The organism is Morganella sp. HMSC11D09, assembly GCF_001807955.1.
In the GTDB taxonomy this organism is placed as follows: domain Bacteria; phylum Pseudomonadota; class Gammaproteobacteria; order Enterobacterales; family Enterobacteriaceae; genus Morganella; species Morganella morganii.
The window spans coordinates 86,474-112,925 of sequence record NZ_KV791659.1; the positions used below are offsets into that span (position 1 = coordinate 86,474).

Genomic DNA, 26,452 nt, shown 5'->3' on the forward strand with positions numbered 1-26,452 from the left:
CTGTGAAGCGGAGCAAATCACGCTTTGTTTTGTTCGTCGTTGATGTACAGAATCTCGTTGCCTTTTTTCGCACGGCCTGCGGCCACGAAGCTGAACAGCGGGATAGTGATTGACATCATGACCAGACCCCAGAACATAGAATCAGAACCGGAACCTAACAGGGCAAAGACACAGTAGATAATGCCGATAACCACCAGGACGTTATAGAAAATGAAGGTGCTGCCGCGGTTCATTTTTTTGGAAACCATGATGATTGGCAGAGAAATCAGTGCGTACATGTATGGCAGCAGGGATGCGAAGACAGACATCAGAATGACGATTTCGAACTGTTTGGCCAGGTTTGGTGACGCGGTCATTAACAGCACCAGGCTCATCAGCACACCGGTGAAAATCAGGCTTTTCATCGGAACGTCATTTTTGTTCACATCGGAGAAGAATTTAGGGAACAGACCCTGGTTTGCACCGGCACGAGGACCTTCAGACTGCAGGATTAACCAGCCGGAGATAGAGCCGAAGCAGGCGATGATACTCAGGATAGAGGCAACAGTACCGGCAGTTTCACCGAACATGTAACGGGCAGCATCCGCAAACGGCGCAGCTGAGTTAACCAGTTCTTCGTGCGGAACCAGACCCATGATAACGGTGCAGCTGCCGACGTAGCAGACTGACGCGATCAGCAGACCATAAACGGTGGCACGCGGAACAGTGTATTCAGGTTTGTCGACCTGGCCGCTGGAAACCACAGCAGATTCAACACCCAGGAAGCCCCACAGCGCGATAGATGCCGCAGTGATAATGGCAGTGGTATCGCTTTTACCGGTACCGTTATAGACCTGAGTGAACATCTGCGGATCGAACCAGAACCAGCCGATCACACCGACACCCAGAACAACAACCAGCATGCAGCTTGCAGTGAATGACTGCGCACGGCCGGCGACACGGGCACCGAAACTGGCTAATACCACGAAGCCCCACAGAATCGCGATAGCAACGACGCTGCCGATAGCAGGGTTTTTCAGTTCAGGGAAGAAGTAGCTGAGGTAACCGACACCGGCAACCAGCAACGCGACGTTACCGACCCAGGCACTGATCCAGTAACAGACAGTGGTCTGGAAACCGATAAACGGACCGAAAGCATCGCTGGCGTAAGCCACGATACCGCCGTTACGCGGTGTGATAAGACTGGTTTTGGCGAAAACTAAGGCTAATGCGATAACACCAATGATTGTAAATAACCATCCCCATAAGGAGATGTAACCGACGCCCGCGAGGTTAGTCGGCAGCATGAACACACCGGAACCCATCATATTTGATGCGGTTACCAGGGTCAGCGCGACCACCCCCATTTTATGGGCGGAACTGGCACTCATGTTTCCCATAATGCTTTTCCTGTAATGATTGTTTAATTGGAAAGGTGCACCCGATGACAATTACCGAGATACGGGAAACTTAATTTTTAAATGTCGTTCTAAATTTGATATCGATCAAAAAAAACAGCGCTTCTATAACAGTTTCAGCTGAAAATGAATATTTTATGTGCCGTTTTGCAGTAAGTGACTCTGTCCCCCTTTTTTGACGTGAATAATCGGACTTCTGGTGTGGTTATTATTTTACTTTTGTCATGTATTAATTAACAAAGCAGGTAAGTAAAAAATAAATATACTTTTTTCAATACGATAAAAAAGAATGGCATTCAAAAATAAAAACGGGTTTTATGATATGAGTTAAAATAATAAAACCGGTTTTATATTATATTACTCATTAGATAAATTTATTATTTTTAGCGATTGGAGCGCTGACCTATGCCAAGAAGAGAGCGCCTTTATTTCCCGGGATTACCACAGCTGATTAAACTTAACGGACACAATCATGAAAAACTCTTTCAGGAAGAGAATGATTACGCCCGCTTCCTGACCTGTGTGGACAGGTCTTTAGAATCATACAATTGCGAGCTTCATGCCTATTCACTTCAGGCAGATACGGTATTGTTGCTGCTGACACCAAAATCAAAAGAAGATTTAAGCCGCTTTATACAGCACATCGGACGCCAGTATGTTCCTTACTACAATAATAAATATCAGCGTACCGGGGCATTATGGGACCGGCGTTATAACAGCTGCCTTATTGAAGCAAACTCCTATTTTCTTTTAGTCTCTCAATATGTTGATACATTCACATCCGACCAGTCGGAATATAATGATAAACATAACTTAAATTATTCAAGTTACGGTCATAACACCGGGGAATGCACTATTCCGAGAATGACTGAACATCAGTGTTATTTGCAATTAGGTAAAACACCGGAAGAGCGCGGGATCCATTATCAGCATTTTTTATATACCACTATCAGCCAGTCTGTTATTGAGCGTATTCAAATCTGTCTGAATCAGAATTGCGTGTTGGGCACCAATCAGTATTGCCAGAAACTGGAATTTGAAGTAAACCGGACAGTGCGCCCGCATCAGAGCGGACGGCCGCGCAAGCATTACAGTAATGATGTGGCGGACTGGATCTGGCTGGAAAACCGCGCCTCTAAGCTGCTGGCACGCTACTGTTATCAGGAGATCCGCTTTCCGGTGCTGGAATACTGGGATGACCATATGAAGAATGCCGCGGCATTCGCGGATGATAACCATAACGGCCCCAAACTCAACTGCAGCCATCCGGCACTGCTGCGCGGTGAGGGTACGATGGGCTGTCTGCGGGTGATCGCACAGCATCAGCGTTTACAGTCAAAAAGCAAATTATGGTATATCGGTGCGATGTTCCGGAATGTGGCCGGGCAGAAACAGGATTTTGAACAATATCACCAGATCGGTGTGGAAGCATTCGGCTACGATAATATTGATATCGAGCTGGAACATATTTTAATGCAGTATGATTTTTTCAGTTCATTACACCTTACGCCGTACATTGAATTAAAAATAAATACCGCCGGCAGCGAAGAAGAATTCAGCCGGTTTCGTCAGGCACTGAGAGAGTATTATCAGCCGTTTCTGCCATTCTTTGAGGAGCTGTGGCTGGTTAAACTGAAAGAGAAACCGGAGCAGTTATTATCCACACCGCACAAGCTGCTGGATATCGTTAATAAAAAAGCGCCCCGGCTCAGTGAGTTTCTCTCTGAGGCTTCCGCCGCCCGCTTCCGTCAGTTGCTCGAATCCCTCAACCGCCTGAAAATTCCGTACAGTGTGACGCCGGGACTGTATCCGGTGAATAATTACTGTCACACCCTGTTTGAATGGCGCACCACGCATCCTGACAGCCACGATGAGCTGTTATGCCGCGGCGGCCGTTATGATGCCAGTGCGTCGCATCTGCTGGATAAACAGGTGGCGGTCAGCGGTTTTGCGTTTATGCTCGACCCGATTATTTTCCTGATCCGCAAATGTCACAAGCAACTGCTGCGTCAGAATGCGACCGATGTGGTGCTGATCCCGGAAAACACCCGTGCCGCCGGGCATGCGCTGATGGTCGGCCGCCGTCTGCGGATACTGTTCCCGCATTTCACCATTAAAAATGACTGCTCGGGGATGCGGATCAGTACCTGCCGCAAGAATGCGGAGCGCAACGGCAGCCGTTTTATCATTGTGGTGCCGTCAGAGGATGACAAAGCGCTGGAGCTGACTGATAAAGACAACGGAATGATTCAGTTTGTGAATGAGAATGCCATGATCGGTGTGCTGGGACACAGCGTAAACTGCTGAGGGGAGAGGATCCGCAGATAATCAGCTTATCTGCGGATAACCTGTTACTGCTGGCTGAGGAGAGATTCCAGCGCGTTATAGAGTGCTGTTGCGCTCTTTTCATAACCCGGACCGGAGAGATGGACTTTGTCCGGCCGTGCCAGATCACGCAGCACCCAGCTGTTAATTGCACAGTCGCCGCCCATGAACTGCTGCCAGTCCCAGTAGAGCAGACCTTCACTTTTCGCCACAGACTGCTGAATCCGCATGACATTGTGCAGATTGGCAGGCTGCTGTGAGCGGCAGTCAGGCGCGGTTTTGTTCTTGATACTGTCGCCCGGGCCGACCAGCAGGATCACCGCATCCGGCATGTTGCTGCGGATACTGCGCACCACATTGGTCAGCTGCTGACGGTAGAGATCCAAATCCAGCGTGTCATTAAAGGCTTCATTGGTACCGTAAGCCAGGATCACCATTTCCGGATCGGTCTGTGCCAGGGTATTCACCCACTGCGGCTGCCATTTTCCCGTCATGGCAATTGTCGCGCCGTTGATACCGACAGACGAGAGCATCACGCCCGGATGGTTGCGGGTGATAAACCAGCCGCCGATATTCAGCGGGCTCTGCTCATTCGCGGTGATTTCTGCCGGGAAGGTTACCGGTACACTGTCAGAAAAACGCCATTCTGAGGACGGTGCCAGGTTCAGCGTGCCGCCTTTGCCGCCGCGTACCGTAACGGAGGCCGGGTAGCCGGTCTGGTACAGCACCTGCATATCATACTGATAAGAGGACGGATTGCGTTCTTTCATGGTCAGGGTGCTGTGTGAGGTCAGCGGCGAAATAACAAAACCGCCCAGCGGGAAGTTTGGTGCATCATCTTTCCGGCTGGTCAGGAATGACCACTGTTTTTTCGGCTCGGTGAAGACAAAGTTTGCCGTGCGCTGTCCGGCGATAATGCTCGGCGGCACAAAGCCGATCCCCGCGTTGCCGTAACGCGCCTGGAATTTGTCACGCAGCGTGCCGGAGAAAAAATCCGCTGCTGTATGGGAATCGCCAATCTGGACAATATGGACACGCGCGGACGGATCCCGCAGGCGGTGTGCCAGGCGGCTGAGGTTCGGATCGCCGTAGTTGGTCAGATCATTACGCGACACCGGCGGTGGTGTCTGCGGCTGTATCCACGGCTTATCCGCATCGTTCTGGCAGGAGAGCAGGGAGAGCGCTGCGGCAAACAGGGCTCCCGCACCGGCCAGTTTAAGGTGCCACGACGGGCGTTTTTGTTGTTTCATCATGTGTTTCTGTTTTTTCCTGCTCCGCCGGGGTTTCCTCCGGCGCAGCATTAAATTTAATCAGATCAAATACCGTGTCAGCGATGGCTTTCTGACCTTTGTAGGTAAAGTGAATACCGTCGCCGCTGCGCAGCTTGATAGTGCTGCTGCCGTCACCGGGGTAATCTGAATAGATCTTATCCTGATATTTGAAAATGGTATTCGCGGACAGCCAGATTTCACCGGCATTGTTAATTTCCGACTGATAGACCCCGCTCAGATAGTGTACACCATCTGACAGCTTGTCTTTGCGCATATTCGGCGGTCCTATCCATATGACGTCCACATCCTGTATCCGGGCCGTTAACAGAATATCCTGAATCCGTTTACGGTACTGCGCCTCCCACTCCGGAGACATAAAGCGCAGGTAGCGCCCGCCGCCTTCCGGCGGCATGTCCCACGGGTCATTCGGGCCGAGGAAAACCACCATCAGGCGGATATCCGGGTTGGCTGCCAGCGTGGTTTTGATAGTTTCCGGCCAGTTGAAAAACTTCGGATACGTCAGGCCGGTACTCTGTTTGCTGAGGTTGATACTTTCAATGCCGTAGGTTTTGGCCAGACGGGATTGTAACACAGGTGCAACGCCCTGCATGAGGGAATCGCCCACGAAGAAGACTTTATCACCGGCTTCCAGATCAATAATTGATTTTGGTGTTTTTTTCGTCAGAATGTGTTCCGCAACCTGCTCCGGGTTCAGTTTCAGCACAGAATTGCCGATCGCCGGACGCTCCCGGTTCAGCAGCTCAGGGAAGGTCACAGACAGTGCAGCGGCCGGATAACGGTAGCCGTTGATAAAATGCAGCCCGACCTGAAACTCCTCCGGAAACGCGGTATTGCCGGGAACAGCCTCTTCCGCTTCCTCAACGATATGATTGCCCTGTGCATAGGTCCACAGGGTCTCTCCGGCAGCCACCACGCCTTCCTGAAGGTAACCTCCCAGATCCCACGCGTAATGCCCCTCCAGCTTCGCCCACGGCGCAGGCTGGTGGTAGGTTTGTTCCCAGTAACGGGCCAGCGGGTTCTGGTTCAGCCAGACCAGTGCCACGGTTGCGGTCAGCACAATAAAGACGACCTTCAGTGCCCGCTCGAGATTTTCTGTAAAATCAAAAATTCGCATAGATAAAACCCGGCATTCCTGAAGGAGAGAAAATAAAGACCAGCGTCATAAAGAGCGCGAGCGGTAAAGGATACCAGATCCATGAGATCCGCTGGTAATAGTGTCCGGCGCGGTGATACAGGCTGACACACAGCGGATAGATAAACAGCAGCAGCCAGAAGGCGATAATCAGCGGGGCACTGGCTATCACTGAGGCAATAAAGCCGTCGGCGGTCAGTTGCGTCAGCATGGTGACAGCATCGCTGAGCGTGGCGCTGCGGAAGAAAATCCAGGTCAGGCAGAGCACATGGAAGGTGAAAATCCGGGCGGTCCAGACCCCGGTTTTCTGCCACAGGGTTTCCGCAGGTTCTGTACGCGGCGGCAGCAGTTTGTGTTTGATATTCATCAGCACAATACCCAGGCCGTGCAGTGTACCCCAGATGATAAACGGCAGCCCGACACCGTGCCAGATCCCTGAAATCACCATCGCGATAAAGGCATTGAGGTTCATCCGCAGCCAGCCCTTGCGGTTACCGCCGAGCGGGATGTAAATATAATCGCGGATAAAGGTCGACAGACTGATGTGCCAGCGCGCCCAGAACTCTTTGAGGTTGGTGGCAAGATACGGCGCACTGAAGTTCAGCGGTACCCTGAAACCAAGCAGCATGGCAATCCCGGTCACCAGGTTGGTATAGCCGGAGAAGTTAAAATAGATATTCCAGGCATAGGCGTACACCGCCACCAGAATCTCACCGGCGCTGTAGTTGACCGGCGAACTGAAGACCGGGTTGGCAAAGTTTTCTGACAGATAAGCACTGAATAAAAACAGTTTCACCATCGCCAGGGTGATCAGCAGCAGGGCTTTTTTGTAATCAATAATTTCCCGCGAGGCCGCCTGTACCTGCGGCATAAAGGCTTTGGCGCGGTTTATCGGGCCGGCGACAATGCTCGGGAAGAAGCAGAGATAGAGCACCACATCCAAAAAGGGGGCTTTTTCAATCTCTTTGCGGCAGACCGACACCACATAGCTGACAGAATGGAACGCGTAGAAGGATAACCCCAGCGGCGCCAGCACGGAAAGCACCGGCAGTTCAACCTCCACACCGGCCTGCAGCAGCGCGCTCTGCAGAGATTCCTGCATAAATCCGTAGTATTTGAATACCGTAAAACAGCCGATGATCCCCGCCGCCAGCAGGCTGTAAACTGCCCGTGCGGACAGACGGCTGCTCAGGACATTCGTCAGCAGATAAATAAACAGGGTATATCCGGCCAGCACATACGCGAAGCTTGCCCGGAATAAGAAGACAAACAGATAACTCGCCGTAATTAAAAGGATATTCTGTAAACGGGGCTTTTTTTGACAGAGCCAGTAAATCAGAAAAAAGGCAGTAAAGGAGGCAAGAAATTCAAATGAAAAGAAATTCATATCAGGCTCTGTGCAGGCTTGTTGAAAATGTCATAATTAGCGTGCTGAGTATAATATAAGTTATCAACCACGATTCAATAAGAATGATGAGAAGCCATAAAAAAACCCGCGTAATACTCAGATTAACGCGGGTTTTCGGGTGTCTGTTGCAGTGAACAGAACGATTATGAGTTTTGGGCGACCTTCTGTGCCGATGTGATCAGTGTTTTGTTACTGTCATACATCTGGCGGAGGTAACGGTTATAGGCATCTCCTTTTTGCGAATAACCTTCCAGCTGACTGATAAGTTCCGGTGTGCTCAGTGAGTCATCATCACCCAGACGCTGTTTTGCCCTTTCTGAACGCAGTGAATTATAAGCACGATGCGTATTCAGATTCTTCATGTAAGCAGTGACACTATCCTCAATAGTGCTGTACGCGTAGTAGCCCTGAACCTGTCCGGCTTTGGCACTACAGCCCCGTCCGCAACGCATACCAAAAAGGTTATTGTTGGACTGAGCCAGTTTTGATGTTCCCCAGCCTGATTCGGTTGCCGCCTGTGTGGCAACGAAGTGGGTGGGCAGGATATCGACACGGCTCAGCAGCGCGTTCCAGTTGGTGCGCTTAGGCGAGCTGCATGTCATATCATAGCTCCGGCAAAGCTTTCCGAGCTTTGCAATATCACTCTGTGACCAGTGTTTGGCATTCCGGCGTTCCAGTAACCAGGTGCGGTCATTCATGATTTCGCGATTCACTTTGTCAATCGCAGGGACAATGGCATTTAAAAACGCTTTCTTACGGGGTGTACCTGACGCGTATTTTTTCAAATCAGGCAGCGTCTTCTGTAGCTGCTGCGTGTTTTGATGTGAATACGCCAAGCTTGTCGTGGTACTGGTTGAGGCAAAGCCCGAACCGGTAAAGAATAGTAAAATCAAGAAAGCGAAGACTGCATTTGTCCTCATCGAAAGAGAGGGCATTGCTTTTTCCTCGTTTTATTGTCTGAACAAAAATCGAACGAATACTAGCAAAATAGAAAAACCAAGGCCAGCCTTATTATCCATCGTTTAATATTAATCGGGTATGCTTTGGCAGGATAAAATTCTGTTTTCTGATTTTGTGTATGTCTATTAGTAAGTTAAAACGGACATCAAACGGCTGCGGATTTTGGCAAAAATGGCGGAATTATCCGGAAAATTAATGTTTTTTACGCGGTGACCGCCCCTGTTTTCACTTTTTTCTGCGGTTTTTACCGGCCATTTTTATCAGAATTTATGATTAGTAGTACTCGAAATTGAGGATTGCCGTGGTATTGATGCGACCTGCACTGAGCCGGGCGGCATCATAGACATAGTAATACGCCCAGAGATTAAAGCCGTTATTTACTTCAATAAATTTGTCCTTTCCCCATTCAAACAGATAGGAATCCGCACGCGGCTGCCGTCCCGGCGGGTTGATCACCAGTGCACTGTTGTCATTGGTATCCGCATAACGGCCGACCCGGATCCCCACACCCTGTGCCGCGCCCTGTGAGGTATCAATGAGGGTTTTCATATCCCGCAGCCAGACCTGATTGCTGGCCAGATAGGCTTTTACCGGACGGCTGGTGCGGCCGTTCAGGCGATCCCGGCAGGAGATATCCAGATGGAAACGTGTCATCCCGGCGGTTGTGTTACGCAGCAGCTGTGCTCTGTCCACCTGCGGCAGCTCGACTAATAAATCCGCATTATCAAAGGTACAGGTGGTTTCACGGGGCTGATAAATGACATCCAGCGGCTGCAGGAACAGATCCTCATTATGCTCCGGCCAGTGCCCGGTCAGCAGATAAGTGAGGATATCCAGCCCGAGGCGGACAAAGAACTGAAGGATGCCGACCCGCGTGGTGTCAGCGGCGATCACCGCGCCGTCAAAGCGGTACTGGCTGCCGGGCACTGTCACATCACTGCGTGAGTTCTGCGGCATCACCCGTGCGCTGAGGGTGAAACGTGCCTGAAGGCGGTCCGCCGGGTACGGGTTCCTGCTGTAAGCGAATTTTTGGGTACTGCCGGGCTGGAGATCGATCACCCGGAACTCCACCGGATAGCGGCCGTTCTGAAAACCGACCACAATGGAACGTTTTTGCAGGTAAGAGGCGTTGGAGACGCTGCTGCTGTAGCCGTTACAGCTGAATTCCCCGCTGTAGCGGGTATTAAAATAGAGGGTTGTTTCTGTCTGACGGTAAAAGGTTTCCGACAGATCAGCCGTCAGCGGCGGCGCCTGTTTGTTGCCGTCGTTGTAGCACTCCGCCTGCGCATAACCGGTGATCAGCATCAGCAGACCGGCAAAAAAATGGGTTTTTCTGAGCATCGGTGATGTCTCCTTTATTCTGCACAGGGCAGAGGCGCACTCTGCGGATCCGGCGTGAGTGTGATGCGGCAGTAGCCGCTGTCCGTATCTGTCAGGCGGACATTGATCTGTTCCGGCCGCGTTTCGCTTCTTATATAAAGGAGGCTGTTCTGCCCGACATAGCCGATGCTGTTATTATTTCCGTCAGTGACTTCTGTACCGAACGGCAGCGGTCTGCCGTCCCGGCGCACGGCATGCAGATAAAATTCCTGCCGGGTATCCGTTCTGAAGTTGACGAGTGTCACCGCCCCGGCGTAAGGCACGATATCCTGCACATTGCCCAGCAGTTCCGCGGCATCTTCCGGTGCCTGTGAGGCATCCAGGATCAGCGCGTTTTTGCGGTAAGCGGACAGATACGGCACCAGCACCTGACCCTGCGTGTTGGTGGTGACATTACGGTCATTGTTTACGATGGCATTGGCGGTGCCCGGCACATTCACCACAGCAAAGGTTTCCCCCGGCTGATTTGCGGTGAGAATACCACCGGACCAGGCCACCACACTGCCGGTGGCTCCGGCTCCCAGCTGGCGGTAACGGCCGGATTCACTGTAAGAAGCGTTCAGTGTCGCCGGGGCCGCCCGGTAAGCAGCACTGGTGCTGAAGGTGGTACCGCCGGACTGCTGATGCGCGGCATTCATGTTATAACTCAGCGCGTTGCTCTGTCCGGCGGTACCGCTCAGGCCGGTATTACTGCTCTGATAGCGGCCTTCTTCCGTCATGCTGTTTGCGGTCAGATACACCTTGTGGCCGGACAAGGTCAGCGGAACGGAGAGTGTCAGGTTAATCCGCGTCTCTTCATTATTATTACTGCCGGCCGGATTGTTACTGTCTTTGCTGTAACGGGTCCGGCCTGCGCTGAGGGTATAATTGATATCCTGCCAGTTATTGGCATAACCGAGCTGGTATTCACGGGTGCTGCCCTGGCCGCCCCAGTAATCACGCAGTGTACCGGCGAGATAAACCGAGCCGTAATCCGCGCCGATCCGCTGGTTGATATTGATATTAAAGGTACTGCGCTGGCGGTAACTCTGTGACTGCGGGGAGAGATCGCCTGTAATGTCCTGCCGGTTAAGCAGTTCCTGATACTGCACCGCATCCGTCAGGCTGAAATAACCGCTGGTGGAATAACGGTAAGCCGCCAGTGAAAAATTGGTATTGGTCTGATGAATAAAACGGCTGTAAGCCACTTTGTAGCTCTCACCCCGGTAACGCGGCATATCCTGGCCGAAGCGGGCATCGGAGTGCGTGATATCCACGGATAACGCACCGATCGGCAGGTTAAACCCGCTGCCGAGCAGAAACGCCTGATAATTTTCCGCCGCAATCACGCCGCCGTAGCCGGTCAGCGTGTTATTAATGCCGTACTGAAGATTAAGCTGCGCAAAATCCGGATGGTAAGCGGTATCCGTCAGACGGACTTCACCGGCATTCAGCTCATATTTAAAGAGTCCTTCCTTTAACATATTCGGTACGGCAGAGAAGGGCACCATAAAGCGGTTAATTTGCCCGTCCGCTTCATTCACTTCCACCTGCAGATCCCCGCCGGAGCCGGTCGGCAGCAGGGAATCGACCACAAACGGGCCGGGCGGCACGCTCTGCTGCCAGATAAGCTGTGAATCCTGATAGATTCTGACCAGTGCGTTGGTCTGTGCCACGCCGCGCACGACCGGGGAAAAGCCCTGCCAGGCATCGGGATACATGCGCATATCCGTTTTCAGGGTCGCGCCACGGAAACGGACAGAATCGAACAGTTCGTTGGAGGTGTAGCTGTCGCCGGCCCGGAAATCAGATTTGATTGCCGGAAAACCACGCTGCAGGTAACGGGTGTTGTTATTCCATTGCGTGCTTTGTCCGCTGCTGTAGGTCACTGAGGATTGATCCCGCAGCTGCCAGCCGGCCAGATTCAGACCACTGCTCAGGGTCAGATAAGCATTGTCGTTATCACTGCCGTCACGTTTATTGGTGGCGTGATAATAGTTAGCGTTATAACTGACCATCGCGGCATTAATGCCCTGATCCCACCGCGACGGGTCGACATATCCTTTAAGTACGGTATTCAGCATTGCCTGCGGCACATTCAGTGCCAGCTGAAACTGTCCGGTGTTCAGGGTATAACTCTCCGGCGGCACCAGACTGCTCAGCACGACATAGCCGTCTTCATCCGCCTGCGGCGGCGGTGTACTGTCACGAAGTCCCAGTTTCGGTACATCATCCTGCGGGATCAGAATCGTGTGTCCGCTCTGTTGCAGACGCAGCGGAAATCGTCCCTTCCATTCTCCGTTCACACTGATTTCAACGGTGTATTCACCGTCGGGCAGGGTATCGTCGCGATCAAAGCGGGACAAATCCGCTTTGGCGGAATCACCGTAAAGGAAGTTGGTATTAAACCCGGCCCCGGCTGCCGGTGTGCTGAGCAGCACCGGCAACAGTGAAACAAGGGCGGAAAAACGGCGGACAGGGCGCGGCATCAGGCGGCTGTTCAGTTCAGTGACAGCGGATAGGTATTGATGGCACCGAAATCGTCGATCAGTGTCAGCGAATAGTGATTTCCGGCCGGTAATCCGGCTGCGGCAGGCAGCGTAAACTGAGAATAAGGTGCAATCATCGTGCCTTCTTCCGCCAGATCACGGCTGTTCGCGGTCTCTTTCAGGCCGAGAATATTAATATGATACGGAGAATCATTTTTCAGAATATAGTGCTGGCCGTCACGGGTGAATGTCAGACGGGTGTGGGCTTTATCCGCGCTCAGCGTCAGGCCGGAAGGGCGGTAAAACAGTTTGATGCGGGAGCGGATAGCAATCTGCATCATGTTTTTATCGGCACTGTTTTCCGGCAGCGGCGGAATATCCAGTAAATTCAGATAAAACAGGGACTCTCTGTCAGCCGGAAGCTGTACCGGGGTCATTTTCACCCGCAGTTGCTGACCATTTTTACCGTCGATTTTAACCACCGGCGGTGTCAGGATAAACGGGACATTCGCCGTTTCCGGTGTGGAATCGGGGTTGCCGTCATCAATCCATGCCTGGACTAATGCCTGCTGTGTTCCGGTGTTAAATAATTGTACCGGAACCTCTTTACTTCCCTGCGGATAAATAACACGGGTGGAATTAATAATAACGTTTGCCGGACTGACAAATGTCACTGTTAATAACAACAATGTTAAGATGATTTTTTTCATGATGTGTATTTTCAAAAATCAGGCCCCTGAATTAAAGAGGCCTGAAAATATCAGAAGTAAGACAGATTATATGTCAGCATGGTATTGATTTTACCCGGCTGAGCAGGTTCGCTGCCGACTTTGTAATATTTTGCATAGAACTGCATAACACCATTATCAGCAATGATTTTTGTATCGTATGGCGTGTTTAAATTAATAACTTCATCACTTTTCTGTGATGTTAACGCAATACCGACATTTTTATGATTACCTTTCTCATCCGTTTCCTGGTTGATCAGGTAATTACCGTTATTGGCAATAAGGTTGGTGGAGGCGAAATTAATATGCAGTGATTTTTTATCTTTATCACTGGCGTTACAGTCTGATAACTCGAGAGAAAATGCTTTCTTTCCTTCCTCGATTGCGCCGGAATGTGTGATCTGATTGACAGTAATTGGATCTAATAATACCGACATGTTCGCATTACCGTTATTAATGGTGCAGGTAGCATCAGTAATAAAGCCGGTGAAATTGATTGAACCACCTGATGCGGTAGTTGCCGCAGACGCAGAGTTAGCAACAAAAATAAGGGAAAGAGACGCTGCAAGAGCGAATTTTTTATTCATTATCCTCTCCGGGATGGAATATATAATAAATACGGAAACGAAATTAATTACGCTTTCCGTAAATTTATTTTTAGTCATAGTGATTTTTAGCCGATTCTGAAAAAACAAATCAGCAAGGTTTATTTAGTTAGTAGCATCAATAAGAAATAATTTCCCCAGTAATTTTTTATTACCGTTAACGGGAAAGAAGATTCTTATACATCAGAATGGAAGGCATAACTAAAACGAAACAGAGTATATAACCATGAAATGATTAATTGAAGTATTTTTCTGATTTACGAATTAAAAGGTGAGTTTTCTCTGTAATATCCGGATACAGATAGTTACTTATGGTTTTATATACTGCATTTTTATGTTATTGCGATGTTATGCATTGATTGTTGTTAATATTTTTAAATATTCATTTAATATATGTTAAAAAATGAAGTATTTAATATTATTTTTTCTTTATGATTATTGATTGCAACAATTAAGAATAATTATCATTAGCGATATTAACAACGTAAAATCAAGCACTCAGAATGCTCCCGGTAATGATTATCGGCACATTCACAGGGAACTTTAATTATTTTCAACTTTATTTTAAGTGCAGCAGGATAACTATCGGAATAGACTGATAACGAATGTAATTATTTATATGGCGATTATTTCAGGTGGGAAAAAAGCAGCGGGCAGCGTTGCGGCTGCCCGGGCAGGATCAGTTTTTGTTCTGTTTATGGAAAGCCAGACGTTCTTCAAAATAGGCTTTCAGGTGAGATGCCAGCCCGTGGATTTTGTCATCCAGCTGACGAACCAGAAATTCATCGCTGTTCATATCATCAACCCGCTGCATCGCGAGGTCATCAACATATACTTTTTCTTCCTGGGTCAGTTGTGCCATTGTCTGTCTCTCTGAATATAGTGTGAATATGGTATGTTATCACGATTTTAACGGATAACACGCAGGTGTCACGATGGATGAAAAACAACTTTATCATTATGCCATATGGCTGCTGGGACGGCGGGAATATGCCGGCGCGGAACTGACCCGCAAACTGAAACGGAAAATTGCTGAAAAGCAGGAAACCTCCCCGACGGAAGAGCATGTTCTGCCACGGGTGATGGCGCGGCTGACAGACTCACAGTATCTGGATGATACCCGCAGTATCGCGCTGTTTTTTCAGGCCGGTGTGAGAAAACTGCACGGACCGGTGCGGATCCGTCAGGAATTACGTCAGAAAGGGTTTGACGGTGAATTGATTGATGCGGTTTTTTCCGCGCAGGAGACCGACTGGTTTGAGCAGGCCCGTGAGGCAAAAATGAAGAAATTCGGGGAAAGCAGCCCGGCAGACTATAAAGAGAAGCAAAAACAGATGCGTTACCTGATGTACCGGGGTTTCACATCTGATCAGATTTATGAACTGTACTGACGTGCAGGCATTATTTATTTTTATTCAGTGCCTGTTGTATGGCGTCATGGTAACGGTGATACAGAAAATCCGTATTGAGCCCCGCCTGCTGCATCTGTAATGCCAGCAACCGTAACCGCTTGTTTGTCTGCTCATATTCTGCGCTGTCCGGCGGCAGAGCGGACAATAAATCCGCCAGTGAAACCGCCTCCTGCCGGGCCAGTAATGCCGGGGGAAGATATCCTGCATTTTTCAGCAACCGGTAGCCCACCCGCAGTTCAGGGGGAACATGGCTGTCATCATCCAGTGTGAGCGGCTTACCTTCTCCTGCCAGTCCCTGTAATTCTCCGCTTTCAAGCGCCGCCTGAATATGGCGCTCAGCCAGTGTGTCAAAAATCGTCATGCTGCGTCCGTTTCCCCTGTTACCTGTTGTCACTTCCTTATTATAACAGAGCCTGATTTTGCCGTATAAATAACCTGTTTTATGCATAAATGCACTATTTACCGCTGCATAATAACTGAATCAAATTCAGGTCTGTAATGCATGAAAATGCATTTTCTGGTGAAGGGACATTTGTTTTGGGTACGATCTGAGTAGTACCTGCTGTTTGTATCGTTATACGTATTAAATGCGTATTTGATCGTGGGGAAGTGCTCTTCTGCGTTTCTCCTGCACTGCTATTTTTCACTGCTATTTTTGGTTATATGACGAAAATAGTGTGCTTAACCGCTTAAATAAGGCAAAGCTCTTACTTTAAACACCTCAAATAAGTAATTTAGCTTAATGATAACGGAGGTGCCTTCCCGCTGGCAGCGCTTTTTTGTTATTTTTTTGTTTTATTTGTGTTTGTTAATTGATCGGCAGTTTACTGTGATTTGTATCACGAAAGCTGCTTGTGAGTTAAAGTCTGTACGCGTTTAATACGTAAAATGAGCTATTTGTGCTTTTTGTAAAAAATAATCCAAAAAAAGCTAAAGTTTTTTAAATTCATATTTCATGAATAAAAATTCACGTAATAATGTAACGGAAGTATGCATTACGTTATGTTTGGAAACAAATTGAATGAATTATACATTGCAAAATGATTAGTTAATAAATCCAAAAATAAATCTTATTATAAATTAAGTATTCGATTATTTTAGTTATTGACACATTAAATGTCAGTGAGTGGCTGTATTCGGGTGAGGGAAATCAAAAAAATAATCAGTACTACCTATAAGTAATTACGCGTCCAATTTGTAATTTTGTGGTTATTTATCTTTTTATGATCATTTTGTAGTGAATTTCGCTTAGGATGATTCCTAAAACCGCTATAGACATTCGAAATCCCCTCTCTATAATACGCCGCCGATTCAACCATAAGTAAAATTTTCTGAGTCCGGATACAGGGCAATTCAGGTGAACGTTAAATAAATTAATTAAATAACCCAATTACGCTGATAACCGTCAGCCGCTCAGGTGACGGCACATTTTTTTCTGTGATGCATTAAATGCGTCAGGGTTTTCTGCACCTGGAATTTCCTTATTCACGTCCTTCAATTTTGAGAAAAATAAACAATGAATAAAATATTCAAAGTCGTAAAAAATCAACGGACAGGGAATTCTGTTGTCGCATCTGAATTCGCAAAGGGTGCAAAGAAAGGAAAAAAACTGGCGCTGTTATCACTGGCAATGCTGATGGGCTGCGGGCTGAGCGTGTCTGCACCAGCAGCTGACCCTGCGGGCCAGTGGTTAGAAACTGAGTATCGCCCTGCGCAATATGACAGCACAACTAAAACGTGGGTAAATAATTCAAACGAAAAAGAACAATCCCGGGTTATTAATGACGGCAGCGTTAAAGATCTTAATTTAAATAATGAAAAGACGAAATTCACCAATAATCTTGATTATCATGAAACCTGGTTTTCATTGCAGGAATTATGGGCGAAAAACACGGATGCAAATAAGGTTATTTCGATTACCGAATACCGTGATGGTGTGGCAGTTCCGGGTGATGCATCCCTGAATGCGATCGAGGACTGGCAGGTCCCGGACAACCCGTCAGCGATGGAAGAGATTACCTGGAAGAAGGAAGACGGGGAAACTGCCGTCATGCAGGCCTACAACACCGATGCCTTCAAAAAAACCATCGATCCGCAGTTGGGTGTCTATCTGCTGGAAAAACAGCCGGAATTATCCCCGTTCTATCATCTGACACTGGCAGAAGTTAAAGACGGTACGCTGAATATGACAGCGGCTGACAATGTTGACTGGAATATCAATTACATCAAAGACAGTTCACTGTTTGTGGCGGCCGCAGACAGCGGAAAATCCGCGACTATTGATACCACCAGCAAACTTCACGTTACGTTCGGTGAAGCTTACGGCATGTATTTATCTTCCGGTGAATACAAATACACCTTCCAGCCGCAGAATGAACTGGTTGAGAGTGTCGCTATCCCAAAAGAGCTGAACGGGTTCACATCGAAAGGAAAAACGTATGCCCTTGGTGACACTTTTGCCATCGGCAATGCACAGGGACTGGCGGCGTATAACGCGTTACTGATTGACGCAGTAACACATAACGTATTACCCGGGGCGGAATACAAAGCGCTGATTGAAGCGACGGTTGTCCCGCGTCCTCAGGATAAAGATTATTTTGACGTTAATATCGACCTGAAAGGTCTGGAAGATAAAGACATCCGCCTGAATAAGGCCATTACCGCTGATATCGGCAGACGCTCCATTTTTGAGGCCGCCGGTGACGGCAGTGTGCTGAATATTAAAGACGGTGCGGATATCCGTGGTGAAACTTCATCAAATTCAGGTCGTTATCGTGCGTACCATATTTTTGCGCATGATGGCGCAAAAGTATTCCATGATGCCACAACCTCTGTGCCGAATTACAAAGGGCAGAATGCGTTAATCGATAATGCGGAATTTACCAACCGCGGTACGTTACTGCTGGGCGACGGTAAAACCCGCATCTACGGTGATCAGGTTACCGGTGAAAATGCACACTATACCAACCTTGGTACCATTGCCGTTGAAGCCTTCAACCTCGTCAATAATGATCCGACAGATAAAGATGTAATTGCCAACACCGGTGTGACTGCATCCGGCGGTTCTCTGGTCACCAACGAAAAGGGCGGCAAACTGCTGCTGGGGCAGAAAGGGATCGGCAAAAATGAAGGAACCGTGACCGGCGTGCAGGTCAAGGGCGCTTCATTTATCAATAACGGCGATATTCTGATGGGTAAAGACGATGTCAGCCTGTCCGGCGGCCGTGAGGACGATACCTGGGATATGCGGATTATGTCGAACGCCGTGGCTGCACTGCTGGATGAAACCGCAAAAGCCGGTGAAAAATATGCGATTGAAAACAAAGGAAAAATCGATATTAACAAAGGTGTCAGTAATGCGGTCGGCATTAACGTGGCATCAACGCCGAACCGTAATGCGGATTCACAGCTGACTGTCGTTAACAACGGTGAAATTGATGTGGCGGGTACCAATACTGTTGGTATGCGGGTGTCAGGCACGAACCGTGTTAAGGATGTTATTGAAAACAACGGCACGATTAATGTTTCCGGGGCAGGCTCGATTGGCCTGCTGGCGCTGGGCGACAGCACGATTACTCACCACGGGCAGGTGATTGCCACCAACAACGGAACCACCACCGGCGGCACCAAACCGGCACGCACTACCGGGGTACGCGCGGATGATGCGAAAGTGATTATCGACGGCGGAACCGTTGAGCTGAAAGGCAATAACACCGTCGGGGTCTTTGCCCGTGTGGGCGGTGAAATCGACCTTAACAGCGGTCACGTTATTTTTGATAAAAACTCCATTAACCAGACCGGTTACTGGATCGCCGGGCGTAAAGGGGCAGATGAAACCTTCAGTTCGCGGATCAATTTCGGCGCAAGTGATGTAGCTCTGACACTGGATAATAACGATTCCACGTTATTCCGTGTTGACCAGAAAGCGCAGTTCCTGGGTGACAGCAGCAAAGGCACAACTTATACCTTTGATATCAACGGCGAAAAAAGCCGTGGTTTCTATATTGCGGATAACGGTACTGAAGTAAAAACCGGCAATATGCAACTGAATGTCAACGGGAAAGATGCGACCGGGCTGTATCTGGCCAATGGTGCCGGGGCGGACAGTGAGGTTGTTCTGGATAAGGAGACCACCATTAATGTTACCGGCGAAGGCGGAACCATCGCGGTGATTGACGGCAACTATTACGATATTAACGGTAATACAATCAAAAATGGATCGGACAAAACCACACTGACCTCAAAAGCATACCTGAAATCAGGCGAAACGGGTGACAATATCGCGAAAAATGCCATCGGCTATAAGCTGATCAACGGCGGTGTGCTCAATCACGACGGTAATATTGATTTCAGCAAAGCGGATAACGCCACCGGCATCCGAGTGGAAACCGGGACCGTCAATAACACTACCGGTATTACCGTGAATGGTGTGGGTGTGGATATTTACGGCAAAGATTCCGTGGTGAATAACAAAGGCAATATCACCGCCAATGACGGTATCGCGGCTGTCCGCCTGAACAAAGATGCCTCAATGACCATCGGCGGCAGCGGTACCATCCTCGGTGAAAATTTGGCGGATGCGGTACGGGCACATTCCGGCTCAGACGTGACACTGGATAACGCCAATATTGAAGTCACCGGCAGCGGTAGTGGTCTGCATCTGCTGAATGTTGATGATGATAGCGGTGCATTTACATTATCCGGCAGCGGCACGATTAACGTCAGCGGTGAAAAGGCCTCCGGTCTGAGACTGGAAGCTGATGGTCCCGAAGACAACATGGCGAAAAGTGCTCTCAACACCTCCGGCGCCAACGGTACTACTATCAATGTGAAAGGTAAGGGCGGCAACGGTATTGTGACCAATACGTCCGGTGATGTTATCAGCGGAATGAATGTCAATATCGAATCAGCAGAAGGGAAATCTGCACTGGTGGTCCTTGGTGAGACTAAAAACATCACACAGAGCGGCACACTGACATCAGCATCTGACCACAGTGTGGTGGATCTGACTGCACTGAAAAATGCGTTCAGCTTCACCAACACCAACAGCGGCGAAATTACTGCGGCGGACACAAAAAACGGTATCGCGGTTGATGCACGTCAGGACAGTAATATCCGCTTTACCAACAGTGGCACGATCAGCGGAAAATCGATACTCGGCAATGGGGCCAACGGGATTGACCTGAGCGGTAAAACCAGTGAGCTTATCACTGGTCACGGAGTCAATACTGCGACGATGCACGGCAATGCGAAAACCGGAAAGCTGTCCGCCGGTGACGGTAATAACACCATTAAAATGCAGGACTCTGCTCAGACTGACATGCTGATGGCGGGCCACGGGAATAATACCATCACGCTGAACGGCGGCACGGAATTGGTGAACGGGATTGTCGGTAATGGTCAGAATAATGTGATTCTGCAAAATGTTACTGAAGCACAAAGTGATGCCCTGTTCGGTAAACTGACAGCAGGCGGCGGTGGGCAGGATACGCTGACACTGAAAGGTACGGATAGCCACTATGTGTTACAAAACAGCAGTAAAATTGACGGTTTTGAAAAACTCAATATTGAGGAAGGCCGTTTTGAGCTGCGTAACACCGATATCACGCTGAATGAACCGACGGCAGATGACGGTATCACGGTGAAACAGGACGGTAAGCTGTTTATCAATCAGGATAAAGCACATACTTTTGCCCATCAGTTACAGGGTAATGGCCTGGTTACCACCTCAACGGCGGGTCAGGCGTTTGATTTTAATAATAAGAGTGCTGTTTTTGCGGGGAATAACTTCACCGGGACACTGCGTCTGACAAACGGCACCTTTGATATTGCCGGTGACAACACCCGCGCACTGCAAAAATCCCGTCTGGATATCGGTGATAAATCTGTTGCAACAGTCCGCGCAGGCGTCGGCACACAGTCATTTGATCGCCTGGCAATGAGCGGCGGGACACTGGCCTTTAACGACAATATCACCGGCAGCAGCAAGGCGGATGGTCATATCAGCGTGAACTCTCTGGAGCTGGACAGCGCGAAAGGTACTGTTCGGGTGAAAGCGGACGGTTTTGATAATCTGCCAACGCCGTCAGCGGATAACAAAGTGCCGTTGCTGGAGCAGGATGAAGGGGATTCCGTGGTGCAACTGGTCAATGCCGGTAAAGCCTCGGATTATACCGGCGGGCTGAATCTGCAACTGACGGATAAAGACGGTAATGTGATCCCGTCAAATACGAAGACAGAGCAGGATCTGCGCCAGGACGGCAAAGTGGTGGCTAAAGGCACTTATGATTACGGTTTACAGACCAGAGCAAACGCCGGCGGTAAAGCGGACGGGCTGTATGTGGCTTATCAGCTGACCGAGGTGGATTTACAGGGCAAAGGCAGTGATGCACTGGTGCTGGCAGCACAGTCCGGAAAAGCCGGATCGGCGGCTAACCTCGGGGCGAAAATCACCGGACAGGGCGACCTGGCAATTGATACTGTAAGTGAATATGTCACGCTGTCTAATAACAGTAATGATTACACCGGCAGCACGTTTGTCCGTCACGGCAAATTACGGGCAGAAGCGGATAATGTGTTAGGGAATACGCAGTTACTGGATCTGGCGTCCGGTACTGCGGTTGAACTGACCAGCACCGCCGGTGCCGGTACAGAGCAGACCGCCGGGAAACTCACGTCTGCGGCAAACAGTCTGGTGGCGCTGGGTAACGGCAAACTGACGGTGAAAAACGGTGGTGAGGTAAACGGTTCTCTGAGCGGTACTCAGGCGGGTCAGCTGGTGGTGAATAATGACACACTGACTGTCACCGGGGCGAATAGCGGGATGCATTCCGCAGTGACTATCGACCAGCCTGCACAGGTCACTATCCGTAATATCGCGGGTCTGGGCGACAGCCTGGTCGCCGTGGCGGGTACCCTGCGTACGGAAGGCGCGCAGGGTCTGCTGCGTAATCAGCTGACCGGCAGCGGCACCACCGAAATCGCGCAGAAATCGGATGCTCAGCTGACAGCGGATAACAGCGGGTTCAGCGGGCGTTTCACCACGGATGCAGACAGTACACTGCGTGCCTCACAGGCAGAGCATATCGGCAGCGCGGCCATTGAAAACGCCGGTACGCTGGTGCTGACGCACAATGACGGCAAACAGCCGTGGGATCTGACCAACAGTGTCACCGGGACAGGGACACTGGTGAAACAGGGCGCGGGCCGTATCACGCTGACAGATAAATCGGCGCAGTACACCGGTGCAACGGAGATTGAGAACGGCACATTACAGGCGGGGACCTATGATTCCGAGCTGGTGATGAACAGCCGTCAGGTGAATATCGGTACTCAGGGAACATTTGCCGGTCAGGGCACACTGAAAGGCAGCGTGAATAACGCCGGTCAGTTCTATGTCGGTGAACCGGATAAGAAAGATCTCGGACAGGCAACGGATTACCGTGTTGACGGTAACTTTGTCAACAACGGCGGCAGCATCTGGCTTGCGAGTCAGAAAGAAACCGAAAGCCGTCTGAATGTCGGCGGGAATTTCACTGCGAACGGTGGTTCGATCACACTGAATACCGTGCTGAACAGAGGTCACGAAGACACAATGACTGACCAGCTGGTGGTTGACGGTAATGTGTACACCGGGAAAAACGGCGCGACCACACTGAATATTAATAATGTTGGTGGCGAGGGGGCGGATACCCTGAAACAGCCGGATGCGATTAAAGTGGTTCATGTCGGCGGGAAATCCGATAAAAATGCCTTTAAACTGGGCGGGCCGGTTGCTATCGGGGTATACGAATACCTGTTACACAAAGGGTATAAAGATGACAGCTGGTATCTCGACTCTTTCGATACCAATGTCTATCCGCCGGATGAAAACAAGGAAGATCCGAACCGTAACGTGAACCCGGAAATCGGCGGACACATGGCTAACCGCACGGCAGCGCTGGGCATGTTCTCCATGACCCTGCATGATCGTCTGGGCGAGCCGCACTATGCCGACAGCTTTAAAGGGGATGAAAATGCCTCTTCCGTCTGGCTGCGTATCACCGGGGATCGTCAGCGTCAGGATGCGGTCAGCCGTTCACTGCGTCTGAAAGGGGATACCTACACCACCCAGCTGGGCGGCGATATTATCAACTGGAATAATGATGCACAGGATACCACGATCCGCGGCGGTATCATGGGCGCAATCGGTAAGTCTGATTACACCAGCAGCGCCAAACGGACCGGTACGAAAGCCGATGCGAAAATTGATCGTGCTTACAGCGTCGGTTTATACGGCACCTGGTATCAGAACCGCGAAGATGAAAACAATGCTTATGCGGATGTCTGGGCACAGTATTCCTGGTTTGATAATAAAGTCTCCATGGCCGGCAGCTCATCGGATTATAAGAGCCGCTTAGTCAGTGCTTCTGTTGAAACCGGCTACAGCATGGCGGTGTACAAACCGGATGCGGATAAACAGTGGCTGTTAACACCGCAGGCGCAGGTTATCTTTAATTCGTATGATTCTGATGACAGCAGCAGCGGCACCGGTCTGGTGATGAAGGGCGGGCGCAGTAACAGTGTGGATACCCGTCTGGGTGCCCGTCTGACCTACGCAAACCAGAAGCAGTCAGATAAATCCGCGCAGCCGTTTGTTGAGGTAAACTGGCTGCACAGTACGGCGAAGAGTGATATGACCTTTAATAAACACTACACCTTCAGTGATGATCGTCCGGCGAACCGGTTTGAAATCAAGGCCGGTGTGGAAGGGCAGATTTCACCAAACTGGACAGTCTGGGGTAACGTTTCTCATCAGATGGGGGCGGATGATTACTCCGGTGACCGTGCGATGATCGGCGTGAAATACCAGTGGAAATAAGCTGAATCAGGCCTGAACAGGAAGTATCTTTTGTGAGATAAAGATACTTCCTTATATTAAATAATATGATGTAATCATGATAAAAATAACCTGGTTATATCCTTTATAATTTTACTATCTCTTATGGTTTATCATGAAAATGAAGAAAACTAAAAAATTGTATCCGATAAAATATATTGAGAATTCAGGGATGACACTGCAGGAGTGTGTCGGGATCTTACTTCGTAAACTACGGATAGAAAAAGGATTGAGTGGTGAGGAATTAGCTTTTTATGTAGGAGTGAGTCAACAGCAAATTTCACGTTACGAGCGGGCTGAAAGTGAGATGACTCTGGTACAGTTACAGATTTTTTCGGAAGCATTGGGAATGAGTATATGGAAGTTTATGGATATATTACGATTATTATTAGATCCGGAAATTAATGAAAACAAACAATATTAATTATTGACATCAAGAATAATGTATTTTATTTAAATCACCCATGCAATTAGCGTATAATTAAATTACGGTAACTTTGCGTTATTCACAATAAATTTAATTAATTAACATTTGTGTTGTAAATATAATTAACATGTGGTATTTGTTGAAAGTGAGAATAATAATCAATAAATACTACAGGTTTATTTGATGGCGATGTTAAGTGAAAAATAAATCAATCATTTTCTTTGTGGCTAAAATAATTACTATTACTTTTGTGATAGTAATGTTATTTATTTTTGGTATTTCTTTTACCAAAACTGCTGACGTTGACTCCATTAAACAAAGGAAAGTGAACGTTTCCACTTTGCCTGAGTATCAGGGAGTTGTAGAGTTCAGGAGGGGAGCAAAAGTGGACAAGGTGTGATCTCTTCCCTTTCTTCAGTACCGGTATAAAGTAGAGTTTCCGGCCTTTCTTCTCCTGAAAAAAGAGGTCATCTGACATGAAAAAGACACGTTATACCGAAGAACAGATAGCATTTGCCCTGAAACAGGCTGAAACCGGTACCCGGGTAGAGGAAGTGTGCAGAAAGATGGGTATGATCCTACCCACGTAATGTGGACGCAGCCCTAAGCGAGGTTTTCGTTTTCAAATTGTTCCGGGCTGAGGCCGCCACAGGTACTGTGACGACGCCACCGATTGTAATCGCATTCGATGTAATTAAATACTGCTGTCCGCATCATATCCCAGTTGATAAAGCGTTCACCGTGGATGCATTCCACTTTCAGCGTGTGGAAGAAGCTCTCCGCACAGGCATTATCGTAACAGCAACCTTTGGCGCTCATGCTCCCACGCAGATTATGCCGTTTCAGCAACACCTAATAAGCCACTGAACAGTACTGGCTGCCACGGTCAGTGTGAACGATAACATTCTCCGGCCGTTTACGCCGCTACAACGCCATATGTAATGCATCGCAGGCAAGCTGTGCTGTCATTCACGGTGACATCGACCAACCGATAACAGCCCGCGACCACAAGTCTATAATCACCGCCAGATACAGCCAGCCTTCACCGGTGTGCAGGTACGTGATATCTCCCACCCATTTCTGGTTTGGGCCGCTGGCGTGAAAGTTTTGCTTCAGTAGATTCTCAGTCACCGGCTGTTCGTGCTCACGGTAGCTGACCGGTCTGAATTTGCGGCTGGCTTTTGCCCGTAATCCTTGACGGCGCAGACTGGCTGCGATGGTTATGATATTGTATTCGGGCAGTTCTTTGGCGAGACGAGGCGCTCCATAGCGTTGTTTTGCCTCAGCGAATGCGTTGCGAACAGCATCATCACAAACGAGCCGGAACTGTTGACGCGGGCTTATCTGACAACGGCGGCTACACCAGGCATACCAGCCGCTGCGGGCAATCCTCAGGACCCGGTATATGGCTTTGACACTGAACTCAGCCTGATGCTTTTCGATGAAGACATACTTCATATCAGGCGCTTCGCGAAGTATGTCGCGGCCTTTTGGAGAATGGCCAGCTCTTCATCCTGTTCAGCCAGTTGTCGCTTGAGGCGCGCATTTTCGGCCACCAGTTTATTCTCGCGGGCAGAGAAACTCATTCGTTGCTGTTGCTTACTGCGCCAGTTGTAGAGCTGGGATTCATGCAGGCTGAGTTCACAGGCAGCGGCAGCGATACCGGTGCGTTCAGCGAGTTTCAAGGCGTCATCGCGGAGTTCGGGTGTGTACTGTTTACGGGCCGTTTTGCTGGTTGATGCTGTTTTTGTCATGCGAGTCACCTCTAGTTGAGAGTTTACTCACTTAGTCGCGTGTCCACTATTCGCGGGTAGGATCAGACACTGAATGAAGTACGGGAGATCATGGAACACTGCCTGGGGGAATATAACCGAGAGCGCCCACATGTATCAACATGAACCCTTGAATAATCTGACACCGGAAGAATACCGGTTATTAGCTGAAAATAACGAAATCTCAAAAAGTGTGTGGAACTGAAACGGGTGTACTTACACCTTTGTCACCTTTGGTCCACTTGTATATCAAATAATGATAATTTAT

Annotated in this window: 16 protein-coding genes and 3 pseudogenes; 7 read left to right on the forward strand and 12 right to left on the reverse strand. The window is 49.2% G+C overall.

Going from position 1 to position 26,452, the window contains the following annotated elements:
- Positions 1-17 precede the first annotated feature (17 nt).
- Positions 18-1,379: a histidine-histamine antiporter gene (gene hdcC / locus HMPREF3119_RS02545; protein WP_004241242.1), complete on the reverse strand. Its 1,362-nt coding sequence runs from the start codon at positions 1,377-1,379 to the stop codon at positions 18-20.
- 423 nt (positions 1,380-1,802) lie between these two features.
- Between hdcC and HMPREF3119_RS02550 the strand changes: the two genes are divergently transcribed.
- Entirely contained in the window at positions 1,803-3,704 is a 1,902-nt protein-coding gene (locus HMPREF3119_RS02550; RefSeq protein ID WP_070578300.1) for an ATP phosphoribosyltransferase regulatory subunit, read from the forward strand.
- 44 nt (positions 3,705-3,748) lie between these two features.
- Here the strand turns inward: HMPREF3119_RS02550 and HMPREF3119_RS02555 are convergent, their stop codons facing one another.
- The 9 genes from HMPREF3119_RS02555 to HMPREF3119_RS02595 all read right to left on the reverse strand — a co-directional run bounded on the left by HMPREF3119_RS02555 (position 3,749) and on the right by HMPREF3119_RS02595 (position 14,557).
- A complete protein-coding gene (locus HMPREF3119_RS02555; RefSeq protein ID WP_225903323.1) occupies positions 3,749-4,975 on the reverse strand; it encodes an SGNH/GDSL hydrolase family protein in 1,227 nt (408 codons plus the stop codon).
- Positions 4,938-6,128 (reverse strand): SGNH/GDSL hydrolase family protein, encoded by a 1,191-nt coding sequence (locus HMPREF3119_RS02560; protein ID WP_049242722.1) that lies wholly within the window; start codon positions 6,126-6,128, stop codon positions 4,938-4,940. The genes HMPREF3119_RS02555 and HMPREF3119_RS02560 overlap by 38 nt, the downstream gene beginning before the upstream one ends.
- Positions 6,115-7,533 carry an MBOAT family O-acyltransferase gene (locus tag HMPREF3119_RS02565; RefSeq protein WP_070578304.1) on the reverse strand — a complete coding sequence of 473 codons (1,419 nt, stop codon included), beginning with the start codon at positions 7,531-7,533 and terminating at the stop codon, positions 6,115-6,117. The genes HMPREF3119_RS02560 and HMPREF3119_RS02565 overlap by 14 nt, the downstream gene beginning before the upstream one ends.
- A gap of 164 nt (positions 7,534-7,697) precedes the next feature.
- The gene (locus HMPREF3119_RS02570) at positions 7,698-8,489 is read right to left on the reverse strand and encodes a protein bax (protein WP_015423011.1); all 792 of its coding nucleotides are present in this window, start codon (positions 8,487-8,489) and stop codon (positions 7,698-7,700) included.
- A 298-nt stretch (positions 8,490-8,787) separates the two neighbouring features.
- Positions 8,788-9,855 carry a fimbrial protein gene (locus tag HMPREF3119_RS02575; RefSeq protein WP_024474401.1) on the reverse strand — a complete coding sequence of 356 codons (1,068 nt, stop codon included), beginning with the start codon at positions 9,853-9,855 and terminating at the stop codon, positions 8,788-8,790.
- 14 nt (positions 9,856-9,869) lie between these two features.
- Positions 9,870-12,362: a fimbria/pilus outer membrane usher protein gene (locus tag HMPREF3119_RS02580; RefSeq protein ID WP_070578307.1), complete on the reverse strand. Its 2,493-nt coding sequence runs from the start codon at positions 12,360-12,362 to the stop codon at positions 9,870-9,872.
- 11 nt (positions 12,363-12,373) lie between these two features.
- Positions 12,374-13,087: a fimbrial biogenesis chaperone gene (locus tag HMPREF3119_RS02585; RefSeq protein ID WP_004241253.1), complete on the reverse strand. Its 714-nt coding sequence runs from the start codon at positions 13,085-13,087 to the stop codon at positions 12,374-12,376.
- A gap of 35 nt (positions 13,088-13,122) precedes the next feature.
- Positions 13,123-13,677 carry a fimbrial protein gene (locus HMPREF3119_RS02590; RefSeq protein ID WP_004241255.1) on the reverse strand — a complete coding sequence of 185 codons (555 nt, stop codon included), beginning with the start codon at positions 13,675-13,677 and terminating at the stop codon, positions 13,123-13,125.
- Positions 13,678-14,374: 697 nt separating this feature from the next.
- Positions 14,375-14,557 (reverse strand): hypothetical protein, encoded by a 183-nt coding sequence (locus tag HMPREF3119_RS02595; protein WP_004234871.1) that lies wholly within the window; start codon positions 14,555-14,557, stop codon positions 14,375-14,377.
- Between the two features lie 73 nt (positions 14,558-14,630).
- Here HMPREF3119_RS02595 and HMPREF3119_RS02600 point away from each other — a divergent pair, with 73 nt between their 5' ends.
- Complete coding sequence (locus HMPREF3119_RS02600; protein ID WP_036418124.1) at positions 14,631-15,086, forward strand: regulatory protein RecX; 456 nt, start codon at positions 14,631-14,633, stop codon at positions 15,084-15,086.
- Positions 15,087-15,096: 10 nt separating this feature from the next.
- Here the strand turns inward: HMPREF3119_RS02600 and HMPREF3119_RS02605 are convergent, their stop codons facing one another.
- Positions 15,097-15,468, reverse strand: a complete 372-nt coding sequence (locus HMPREF3119_RS02605; RefSeq protein WP_062772003.1) for a DnaJ family domain-containing protein — start codon at positions 15,466-15,468, stop codon at positions 15,097-15,099.
- 1,155 nt (positions 15,469-16,623) lie between these two features.
- On the opposite strand from HMPREF3119_RS02605, the gene HMPREF3119_RS02610 reads away from it, so the two are divergent.
- From HMPREF3119_RS02610 to HMPREF3119_RS18630, 4 genes and pseudogenes are all read left to right on the forward strand, one after another.
- Positions 16,624-23,967: an autotransporter outer membrane beta-barrel domain-containing protein gene (locus HMPREF3119_RS02610; protein WP_070578310.1), complete on the forward strand. Its 7,344-nt coding sequence runs from the start codon at positions 16,624-16,626 to the stop codon at positions 23,965-23,967.
- 133 nt (positions 23,968-24,100) lie between these two features.
- Positions 24,101-24,409, forward strand: coding sequence for a helix-turn-helix domain-containing protein (locus HMPREF3119_RS02615; protein ID WP_083297241.1), 309 nt, complete (start codon positions 24,101-24,103; stop codon positions 24,407-24,409).
- Between the two features lie 199 nt (positions 24,410-24,608).
- Positions 24,609-24,812, forward strand: coding sequence for a hypothetical protein (locus HMPREF3119_RS02620; protein ID WP_070578313.1), 204 nt, complete (start codon positions 24,609-24,611; stop codon positions 24,810-24,812).
- A 76-nt stretch (positions 24,813-24,888) separates the two neighbouring features.
- A pseudogene (locus HMPREF3119_RS18630) lies at positions 24,889-24,987 on the forward strand (transposase); the annotation flags it as partial.
- Positions 24,988-25,015: 28 nt separating this feature from the next.
- Here the strand turns inward: HMPREF3119_RS18630 and HMPREF3119_RS02625 are convergent.
- Positions 25,016-26,166, reverse strand: a pseudogene (locus HMPREF3119_RS02625) (IS3 family transposase).
- A gap of 63 nt (positions 26,167-26,229) precedes the next feature.
- Here HMPREF3119_RS02625 and HMPREF3119_RS19060 point away from each other — a divergent pair.
- A pseudogene (locus HMPREF3119_RS19060) lies at positions 26,230-26,389 on the forward strand (IS3 family transposase); the annotation flags it as partial.
- Positions 26,390-26,452: the final 63 nt, after the last annotated feature.